General features: G+C 39.8%; 10 protein-coding genes and 1 pseudogene. 8 read left to right on the top strand and 3 right to left on the bottom strand.

What is annotated here, in order from left to right:
- The first annotated feature begins 177 nt into the window (after positions 1–177).
- The gene (locus CXF76_RS02530; RefSeq protein ID WP_007582240.1) at positions 178–648 is read left to right on the top strand and encodes an Rsd/AlgQ family anti-sigma factor; all 471 of its coding nucleotides are present in this window, start codon (positions 178–180) and stop codon (positions 646–648) included.
- Between the two features lie 65 nt (positions 649–713).
- On the opposite strand, the gene fkpA is transcribed toward CXF76_RS02530, so the two are convergent.
- Positions 714–1,460, bottom strand: coding sequence for an FKBP-type peptidyl-prolyl cis-trans isomerase (fkpA, locus tag CXF76_RS02525; protein ID WP_101162984.1), 747 nt, complete (start codon positions 1,458–1,460; stop codon positions 714–716).
- A 215-nt stretch (positions 1,461–1,675) separates the two neighbouring features.
- On the opposite strand from fkpA, the gene CXF76_RS02520 reads away from it, so the two are divergent.
- Both CXF76_RS02520 and CXF76_RS02515 read left to right on the top strand, forming a co-directional pair.
- Positions 1,676–2,674 carry a WD40 repeat domain-containing protein gene (locus CXF76_RS02520; protein WP_101162983.1) on the top strand — a complete coding sequence of 333 codons (999 nt, stop codon included), beginning with the start codon at positions 1,676–1,678 and terminating at the stop codon, positions 2,672–2,674.
- Entirely contained in the window at positions 2,661–2,876 is a 216-nt protein-coding gene (locus CXF76_RS02515) for a SlyX family protein (protein WP_007378900.1), read from the top strand. The genes CXF76_RS02520 and CXF76_RS02515 overlap by 14 nt, the downstream gene beginning before the upstream one ends.
- Positions 2,877–2,908: 32 nt before the next feature.
- On the opposite strand, the gene CXF76_RS02510 is transcribed toward CXF76_RS02515, so the two are convergent.
- On the bottom strand, positions 2,909–3,112 hold the full coding sequence (locus CXF76_RS02510) for a YheV family putative zinc ribbon protein (RefSeq protein WP_007378899.1): 204 nt from the start codon (positions 3,110–3,112) through the stop codon (positions 2,909–2,911).
- Between the two features lie 132 nt (positions 3,113–3,244).
- Between CXF76_RS02510 and CXF76_RS02505 the strand changes: the two genes are divergently transcribed.
- From CXF76_RS02505 to CXF76_RS02485, 5 genes are all read left to right on the top strand, one after another.
- The gene (locus CXF76_RS02505) at positions 3,245–5,167 is read left to right on the top strand and encodes an ATP-binding cassette domain-containing protein (RefSeq protein ID WP_024589507.1); all 1,923 of its coding nucleotides are present in this window, start codon (positions 3,245–3,247) and stop codon (positions 5,165–5,167) included.
- Entirely contained in the window at positions 5,151–5,573 is a 423-nt protein-coding gene (locus CXF76_RS02500) for a TIGR02444 family protein (protein ID WP_101162982.1), read from the top strand. Before CXF76_RS02505 ends, CXF76_RS02500 begins: the two co-directional genes overlap by 17 nt.
- Positions 5,574–6,455: 882 nt before the next feature.
- A complete protein-coding gene (locus tag CXF76_RS02495) occupies positions 6,456–7,448 on the top strand; it encodes a hydrolase (protein WP_007582255.1) in 993 nt (330 codons plus the stop codon).
- Complete coding sequence (locus tag CXF76_RS02490) at positions 7,445–7,699, top strand: YheU family protein (RefSeq protein ID WP_007582257.1); 255 nt, start codon at positions 7,445–7,447, stop codon at positions 7,697–7,699. The genes CXF76_RS02495 and CXF76_RS02490 overlap by 4 nt, the downstream gene beginning before the upstream one ends.
- A gap of 64 nt (positions 7,700–7,763) precedes the next feature.
- Entirely contained in the window at positions 7,764–8,960 is a 1,197-nt protein-coding gene (locus CXF76_RS02485) for a dipeptidase (RefSeq protein WP_101162985.1), read from the top strand.
- Positions 8,961–9,206: 246 nt separating this feature from the next.
- Here CXF76_RS02485 and CXF76_RS02480 read toward each other — a convergent pair.
- A pseudogene (locus tag CXF76_RS02480) lies at positions 9,207–9,375 on the bottom strand (elongation factor Tu); the annotation flags it as partial.

Here is a 9,375-nt window from a genome sequence, read left to right as displayed (position 1 = left end):
TAACTGGTGGTTTTTTCTTGCCTAAAATAAAATCCCTCGCCTTAGATTATATAAAAAGGTACACCCCTCAAAGTAGCTCAACTTTACTTGTTGATATACTCGCAAATTAAATATATCTTGATGTACATAAACTTATTATATTCTAATTGAAAGACCAACCCAGCTAGGAGAACAGTTATGCTGACGCGTGTAGAAAAAGCTCAACAAAAATGGGGTGGTAGCCACACAGTAATTGATAAATGGCTAAACGAACGCCAAGACCTTATTGTACTTTATTGCAAAATTGCAGGTTTTACGCCGTACGAAAAACAAGATCAAGCATTGCCAGAGCCAAAACTAATTGAATCATTTTGCCAACTTTTAATGGATTACCTATCTGCGGGCCATTTTGAAGTGTATGACGATATAGCAAAAGCATGTGAAAAAAAGGGCTTACAGAGCCAAGAGCTTGCAAACTCTATTTACCCGCGTATTTCCAGTACAACCGACATAGCGTTAGATTTTAATGATAAGTACGCTGAAGTAGACAAAGAAGACTTGTTAAAGGGTTTTGATGATGACTTGTCTGTTATTGGTGAGGCATTAGAAGCACGCTTTGCACTTGAAGATGAGCTTATTGATAACTTGTTTTCTAATCACGCAAACTAATATGTTATTTACGCATATTAAAAAAGGGACCTAAGGTCCCTTTTTGCATTTACACAATAAACTTATTATTGTGCTGGTGCTTCTTCATTTTGAATTTCAAGTAATTCAACTTCAAATACAAGTGTTGAATTAGCTGGAATCTTACCTAAGTCACGGTCGCCGTAAGCAAGTTCTGAAGGAATAGTGAACTTGTACTTAGAACCCACTGACATAAGTTGTAAACCTTCAGTCCAACCAGCAATTACGCGGTTAAGAGGGAAAGTTGTAGGTTCGTTACGTGCATATGAGCTATCAAACTCAGTACCGTCTAATAAAGTACCTTTGTAGTGTACTTTAACTACATCAGTTGCTACTGGCTTTTCGCCATCGCCTTCGCTAAGTACTTCATACTGCAGGCCAGACTCAGTTACTGTAACGCCTTCTTTTTTAGCGTTGTCAGCTAGGTATTTAACACCCGCTTCTTTGCTTTTTTCAGACTCTACTTTTGCTTTTTCTTCTTGCTTAGTGCGTACTGATGTATCTAGTTCAGTTAATACTTCGCGAATTTTTTCTTCGTCAATTTTTGCATTACCAGCAAGTGCATCTTCAAAACCACGGATTAGAAGTGCTTGGTCTAGTTCAATACCAATTTCTGTTTTGTCTGCTAAGTCTTTATTTAAAAAGTTACCTACAGATGCACCAATACCGTATGCTTGTTGCTGTTCTACAGTGTCTAATTTAACTTCAGCTTGTTCTTTTTTTGTTTCTTGATTACAAGCTGTAAGCGCTAAAACTGACGCTGCAATCAATGACAATCTAATCGTCTTTTTCATTTTAAATCTCCGACACACTTTGCAGTTGTCATTTTAATGTATTATTACTAGTTAAAGATTAACGGCCCACATGATAGGCTGCTTGTTTAATGACTAAATTCCACATTGTTAGCTAAACTAAAAACATATCCAGTGATTAGACAAACAACCTAGGCATTTAACGCGTCCTAGTCTAACCTCTCAGTCACTAAGAGTTAAGGGGAAATACCTGTAATATGTCGATATTTCGTACTTTTTTAATCGTATTTAGCTGTTTTTTAGCCATCGCCTGTACCGATAAAAAACAACACGCTGTAGCAAGTTACGAACATGCTGCACAAGGTGCGTTTTCATCAACACTTTCAAACGATGGTAAATACAGTTTGATCTCCTCTATCAACCATGGGGTCGCCCTGTGGGATAATCAACAGCAGGTACTAAAATACCAATGGTTTCAGCAGCAAGATCAAGACAGTTTGGTATACGCCGTTGCTATTGCTTTTGATAACAGCGTGGCTGTTACCGCCGAAAAAACCACGTTTGCTGTGTGGGATATAGCCACAGGCAAAAATAAAGGTTATTACAAAATACAAAAAGCCAGTATTCGCGATATTGCTATTAGCAATCAAGGCCGTAGTGTTTTATACGGCCGTAGCGACGGCGTTGTCGTATTTGTAAACCTAGAAACCGGACGTCGTATTGAGTTTTTAGGTCATCAAGATAAAGTTAACACCGTTGACCTATCACCTAACGGACGCTACGCCTTAAGTGGTTCTAACGATTATGTTGCTTACTTTTGGGATACACGTACAGGGCAAGTAATTCATCGTTTTAATCACCCAACGCGTGTTACCCAAGTGACGCTCGATCCACAAGGTCGCTATGCGTTTACGGCCGATAGTATGGCACAAGCAAATGTATGGAAGCTGACTACAGGTGATCTTGTGAGTAAACTGAAGTATATTGCGCGTCAGAAAATTTTTACTGCTGTGCGTTTTAACGAACAAGGCACTTTGCTTGCAACCGGCTCACCAAATAAGCGCGTAGATTTGTGGCAAATACCAAGCGGTGAAAAAATTCAAACTTGGCAGGTTACCCCGCGCGAAGGCAGTAAGCCTAAATCGGCGGTGGTGCTAGATGTGACATTTACAGATAACGGTAAGTCGTTGTTAACCGAAAGCTCCAGCGGTATCGCAGAGCGATTTATTATACGAGAGAATAATGAACACAATTGAACATCGCTTAATGGAACTTGAAGCCAAAGTGGCTTTTCAAGACGAAACAATTGAAGTCTTAAATGATGAAATAAAAGTGCACCAGCAACTTTTAGCAAAAATGAAACGCCAAACTGAGCTGCTAGCAGAAAAAATTAAAGAGTCGCAGTCATCATCGTCTATGATGTCTGAAGCACCTGAGCCGCCTCCGCCGCATTACTAAAACCGGTAAAAATTAGGCAATAAAAAACCGGGTTAGTCGCCCGGTTTAAATACACCAATTACTTGTTCAAATTGGCGAGTAGACGCCTGAACAGCGTTATCGGGTTGCGCCATTTTATGACCACACTCAACACACTCTACTTTTTCAACATCATGTTCTCTGTATAGCATCATAGTATCCATGGCTTTGCAGTCAGGGCACGATGCACCAGCAATAAATCGCTTCTTTTGTCTCACAACATTTTTCCTGTGGTTTGAACTGCCGCTATTTTATCGTATAACTTCACTTGTTGATACGCTTGATAAGAGCATTAAGTTCTATGTTATGATAGCGCCAACTTAACAAGGGCACAGCAAAGTAACGCATTCATGATCCAAATCTCAGAAATAGAACTACTTCGTGGCGGTAAAGCCTTATTAAAAAACGCATCAGCTACGTTATTCCCAGAGCACAAAGTAGGCCTTGTTGGCGCTAATGGCTGTGGAAAATCAACGCTATTTGGTTTACTAAAATCAGAACTGCAACTAGATGCCGGTAACTGCAGCATTCCAAAAGATTGGTCTATTGCCTCTGTTAAGCAAGAGACACCTGCACTTGAAATAAGCGCGATTGATTATGTACTTCAAGGCCACCCAGAATACTACGCAATGCGCATAGCACTGCGTGAGGCCGAGAAAAACAACGATGGCGACACACAAGCCAAAGTACATATTCAGCTTGAAAACATTAAAGGCTACAGCATTGAATCAACCGCCGGTGAGCTATTACACGGCTTAGGCTTTGCCAATAACCTAATAGAAAACCCTGTCAGCTCGTTTTCGGGTGGTTGGCGTATGCGTTTAAACCTTGCCCAAGCATTAATACGCGACGCCGATTTACTATTACTCGATGAGCCAACAAATCACCTTGATTTAGATGCCGTTTATTGGCTTGAACGCTTTTTACGTGCTTATACCGGCACCCTTGTACTTATATCGCATGACCGTGAGTTTTTAGATGCGGTGGTTGACCAAATTTGGCATGTAGATAAGCAACTTATCAATGTGTACAAAGGTAACTACTCGCAGTTTGAACGCCAAAAAGCAGAGCGTTTACTACAACAACAAGCAATGTTTGATAAGCAGCAAGATCAAATTGCACACTTAGAGCAATTTATAACGCGCTTTAAAGCAAAAGCCAGTAAAGCTAAACAAGCACAAAGCCGTGTAAAAGCACTGGAACGCATGGAAAAACTAGCGCCAGCACATGCCGACTCGCCATTTAACTTTGAGTTTGCAGAGCCAAAAGCATTACCAAACCCACTAATGACAATAGATAAAGCCAAAGCGGGTTATGGTGACGTCACTATTTTAAATAATATAGAGCTAAACCTTGTACCAGGTAGCCGAATTGCTTTACTTGGTCGAAATGGCGCGGGTAAATCAACGTTAATTAAACTGCTTTCTGGTGATTTAGAGCCGCAAGCGGGCGAAGTTATTCAGCATCACGGATTAAATATTGGTTACTTTGCGCAGCATCAGCTGGAATCTCTTGATTTAAAAGCCAGTGCAATAACGCACATACAACGACTAGACCCAAAAGCCACTGAACAATCACTACGTGACTTTTTAGGCGGCTTTGCCTTCATTGGCGATAAAGCACTTGAGCCTGTAGCCCCATTTTCGGGCGGCGAAAAAGCACGTTTAGTGCTTGCCATGTTGGTATATCAAAAGCCAAACTTATTATTACTGGATGAGCCAACCAACCACCTTGATTTAGAAATGCGCCATGCACTTGTTATGGCACTACAAGGCTTTGAAGGCGCTATGGTTACCGTATCGCATGATCGCCATATGCTTAAAAATACTGCCGATGAGTTTTACTTAGTAGATGACGGCAAAGTAACTCAGTTTGGCTACGACTTAGATGCATATTATCAATGGTTACTTAACGCGAATAAAGAAGCGGTTAAAGCGCAGCAAACCGACGAGCCTAAAGCAAACCCAGGCGTTAACCGAAAAGAGCAAAAGCGCTTAGAGGCTGAATTTAGAAAAGCCACTCAGCCACTTAAAAAGCAAATTGAAAAGCTTGAAAAGCAACTCGATAAATTTACCGCCGAATTAAGTGAAGTTGAAGTGACCTTAGGTGATAACGAACTGTACAACGACGACAACAAAGCCAAGCTTAAAGAGTTATTAGCCAAGCAAGCAACCCTTACGCCTAAGCTTAACGACGTTGAAGAAGAGCTACTTATGGCACTTGAAGAAATGGAAGAAAAAGAGCAGGCATTCGCCGATGAACTTGCTCAATAGCGACCATTTTTGGCAGTTTGCGTGCACCTTGTACGCAAAGCCTGATCAACAAACAACCTTGCTGGCACTACAAAACCAGCAAGGAAAAAATGTTAATTTATGCTTATTACTGCTTTATTTAGATTCATTAAATTTAAGTGTTAATGCTCAACAACTAAATACATTAATAAACGTAATTAGTGAGTTTGATACTCACGCATTACAACCTCTGCGCGCTGCCCGTAGCTATTTAAAAGCTAATCAGAATACGATAAGTGATTACGCCACAATACGCGCAGAGTTACTAAGCACTGAGCTAAAGCTTGAAAAACAACAGCAACATATGTTGATTGAAGCAGTAAATGAGTTTGAATTAATCGAGCATGCAGCACCAAACAATATTGAGCTGTATATGAAAGCCACTTAGGCTGCTACTTTTTATACCCTCTTCTACTGCTCATTCTATTTTCTTTGTGCAAAAAACCTTTAAGTAATTTATTCACAAAGAGGTTAAGAGCCGCTTCGCTTTTAGAGGAAAAACAAACTAGATTACTTAGATAAAAATATAAATATTGAGCGATTGTTTAGCTCAGCATTTTATTACCCTGCCCTAATTTTCTTCTCTTTTTCTTCTTTTTGCGCAAAGACCTTTAAGTAATTTACTCACAAAGAGGTTAAGAGGCGCTTCGCTTTTAGAGGAAAACAAACTAAATTACTTAGATATAAATATTGAGCAGTTTGTTGCTCTACCCTCATTTACTTCTCATTCTTTTCTCTTTGTGCAAAAAATCTTTAAGTGGTTTACTCAAAAAAGTTAAAAGCGCTACGCTTTTAGATAAAGTGAAAAAACATGGATTACAATCAGCTCACTATTTCAAGCGAAAAACTCTCTTAGCTCTCAGTGGTAATAACTTAGTAGCCTTTAAAGCATGATCTAAATCAACTTAGCTTCACCCCTATATCTGCTTATGTAAATAACTTGATCTCGATCACGTTGCGACCTGCAAACACCGCCTATGATTAACCCATCAACAACGAGGGGAACAACTCATGAACGTATTCTTTAGAGACTTTTTTACAGATCCAGTTTTATTTATGTCTTTTGGGTTTTTAACCATCGTTGTTTCTTTGTGTATATTTTTTGCTTTTTTCTTTTTGAAAAAAATACATGATGCAGAAATCCCCGAACAAAATTAAGCACGACGCACTAAAGCGCCTTATTAGTTTACTAGTTAGGCGCTTTTTATTTTCTGAAGCGAAAAATTTGGTACACTAGCTTTTCGTTTAATACAAAGTGCGTAGTACAAACATGATCTCTCAGTTCAAACCAGCATGGTGGATGACCAATCGTCACGTTCAAACCATAATGCCGCGTTTTTTCCGCCCATTTCACCACACTCGCTACGAACTTGAGCAACTTGATACACCTGATGGTGACTTTATTGAGCTAGCATGGTCACTTCCACATAACGAAACCGCTCCACTTGCCGTTGTTTTACATGGCCTTGAGGGCAACATAAATAGCTTTTATGCTAAAGGCATGATGAAGGCGTTAAAAAAGCAAGGTTATGCAGTGGTGCTTATGCACTTTAGAAATTGCTCAACTGAAGTCAATCGCCTACCTCGCGCTTATCACAGCGGTGACACCGCCGATTTAGCCTTTTTTATAAATCACTTAAAGCTGCAATTTCCTGAGCGCACTATGGTCGCTGTAGGTTTTTCGTTAGGCGGTAACGTACTGGCCAAATACTTAGGTGAACAATCACAAGCATGCCCACTAAGTGCTGCAGCGGTGGTATCTGCTCCTTATGATTTGTCGTCATCAAGCGATGTTATTCGTAAAAGCTTAGGTAAAATTTACCAAAAATATCTGCTCGATCGCATGAAAAAATCAATGCAGCGAAAGCTACCACAAATTAAGCAGCAAATTTCATTAACGCCAAAACAGTTAATGAAAATTGACGATTTATTAGAGTTTGATAATCAGTTAACAGCCCCTCTGCATGGTTTTGAAAACGCACACGATTACTATCGCAAAGCCAGTGCAATGCCGTACTTAAAAGATATCGCTATACCTACACTTATTATTCATGCAAAAGACGACCCTATGCTCTCAATTAAGGCCGTACCAAGTAGGCAAGACGTAAGTGAGCATGTTACGCTGCGCATCTCTGACAAAGGCGGACACGTTGGTTTTATTAGCGGTAAAAATCCGTTTAAGCCTATATTTTGGTTAGAGAAAGCCGTGCCATGCTATTTTGGGCAACATGTTTTAGGCAACGCAAACAAAGAGCAATTATGATTATCCCTTTTGAACAACTCGATAAAGATACACTATACAACCTAATAGAAAGCTATGTGCTGCGCGAAGGCACCGATTATGGCGAAGTAGAAGCAAGCATCGAATCTAAAGTTAACCAAGTTAAGCTACAGCTTAAAAATGGCGAAGCAATGGTGTTTTTCTCAGAATTACATGAGTCAGTTACTATTATTTCTAAGGGCGAATTTAAAGCGCTGCAAAGTGAAGAGCATCAAGCAGAGGCGTTTGATTAAGGTGTAGTACTTGTAACTTTTGAATTGAACGTACACAATGGCTTTTTACCCAAAGAGCCAAAACATGATAAAACTCAGCACTCTAGTGGTAGCCATATCACTAGCTTTAACTAGCCAAGCCCAAGCAGAACCAACAATAACAGCATCTGGCAAGGCAATTAAACTCGCTAAAGACACCATTTTAATTGATACCCATATCGACGTACCTTATCGAATTCACGAAAGCTGGGTTGATGTAACTAAAGCGACAACTGATGGCGATTTTGACTACCCTCGCGCTGTAAAAGGCGGTTTAAACGCACCGTTTATGTCGATTTATATTCCTGCGCATTTGGAATTTGAAGGTAAAGGAAAAAGCTACCAGCTAGCCAATCAAATGATTGATAGTATGGAAGCCATAGCCCAGCGCGCGCCCGATAAGTTTGCTATTGCTAGCTCAAGTACTGATATAGAAGAGCAATTTAAACAAGGCAAGCTTTCTATAGCGATGGGTATGGAAAACGGCTCTCCTATTGAAGGGGATATGAAAAACCTTCAGCACTTTTACGACCGTGGCATTCGCTACATTACGCTAGCGCACTCGCAAAGCAACCATATTTCGGATTCGTCTTACGATATACGCCGTAAATGGAAAGGCTTGAGCCCATTTGGTAAAAAGCTTGTCACTGAAATGAATAATATTGGTATGCTAATCGACGTTTCGCATATTTCTGATGATGCGTTTTATCAGGTTATGGATCTATCTAAAACACCCGTAATTGCCTCACATTCATCACTTCGTAAATACACGCCTGGCTTTGAGCGTAATATGAATGACGATATGCTATTGGCACTTAAAGAAAATGGCGGCGTTATTCAAATTAACTTTGGCTCAAGCTTTGTTACCGCTAAAGCAGGCAGTTGGGGCAAGCAGTTAAAAAGCAAAAAAGAGTCCGTTAAAAAAGACGGCACTAAATTAAGCAAAGATTTTGATGCTGCATACCGTGCTAAAAACCCATACCCATTTGCAAGCCTTGAGCAAGTACTTGACCATATTGATCACGTAGTTGAGCTAATTGGTATTGATTATGTAGGTATTGGCTCTGATTATGATGGAGTTGGCGATTCATTACCTATCGGTTTAAAAGATGTATCTAGCTATCCTAATCTTGTTCAAGGTTTAATGGACAGAGATTACAGCGACAAAGATATTAAAAAGATTCTTAGCGGTAATTTATTAAGAGTTTTAAAACAAGCTGAAGAGTATGCGAAAAAGCATTAAAGCTTTTATCATATATTAGTAATTGGCTAAAAGACCAAGAGCTAACTCAATATAAGCACGGCCTAGCCGTGCTTTTTTTATATCTAAGAGCTCAGTTATTTTCAGCAACCTTTTTCCTCGGGTTTCGTAAAACTCAACCTAAGCTACGGCAATAAAGCTATACCTAGGAGCAAATCACTTTTCTTCAGGCATTAAAAAAGGCCACCTGAGTGACCTTTTTCTAACAATTAACTTTAACGTTAATTATTACGCTACGATAGTTGCTACAACACCAGCACCTACAGTACGACCACCTTCACGGATAGCAAAACGAAGACCTTCATCCATCGCGATTGGTGCGATTAGAGTTACTGTCATCTTGATGTTATCACCAGGCATTACCATTTCTACGCCATCTGGTAACTGTACGTCACCT

Origin of the sequence: Pseudoalteromonas sp. 78C3 (assembly GCF_002836695.1) — a bacterium.
Classification (GTDB): Bacteria; Pseudomonadota; Gammaproteobacteria; order Enterobacterales; family Alteromonadaceae; genus Pseudoalteromonas; species Pseudoalteromonas arctica.
This window is presented reverse-complemented; position numbering and strand designations above follow the sequence as displayed.

Coding starts and splice junctions, on each gene's coding strand:
- CXF76_RS02530 (WP_007582240.1), top strand. CDS start 178: ATGCTGACGCGTGTAGAAAAAGCTCAACAAAAATGGGGTGGTAGCCAC.
- fkpA (WP_101162984.1), bottom strand. CDS start 1,460: ATGAAAAAGACGATTAGATTGTCATTGATTGCAGCGTCAGTTTTAGCG.
- CXF76_RS02520 (WP_101162983.1), top strand. CDS start 1,676: ATGTCGATATTTCGTACTTTTTTAATCGTATTTAGCTGTTTTTTAGCC.
- CXF76_RS02515 (WP_007378900.1), top strand. CDS start 2,661: ATGAACACAATTGAACATCGCTTAATGGAACTTGAAGCCAAAGTGGCT.
- CXF76_RS02505 (WP_024589507.1), top strand. CDS start 3,245: ATGATCCAAATCTCAGAAATAGAACTACTTCGTGGCGGTAAAGCCTTA.
- CXF76_RS02500 (WP_101162982.1), top strand. CDS start 5,151: ATGAACTTGCTCAATAGCGACCATTTTTGGCAGTTTGCGTGCACCTTG.
- CXF76_RS02495 (WP_007582255.1), top strand. CDS start 6,456: ATGATCTCTCAGTTCAAACCAGCATGGTGGATGACCAATCGTCACGTT.
- CXF76_RS02490 (WP_007582257.1), top strand. CDS start 7,445: ATGATTATCCCTTTTGAACAACTCGATAAAGATACACTATACAACCTA.
- CXF76_RS02485 (WP_101162985.1), top strand. CDS start 7,764: ATGATAAAACTCAGCACTCTAGTGGTAGCCATATCACTAGCTTTAACT.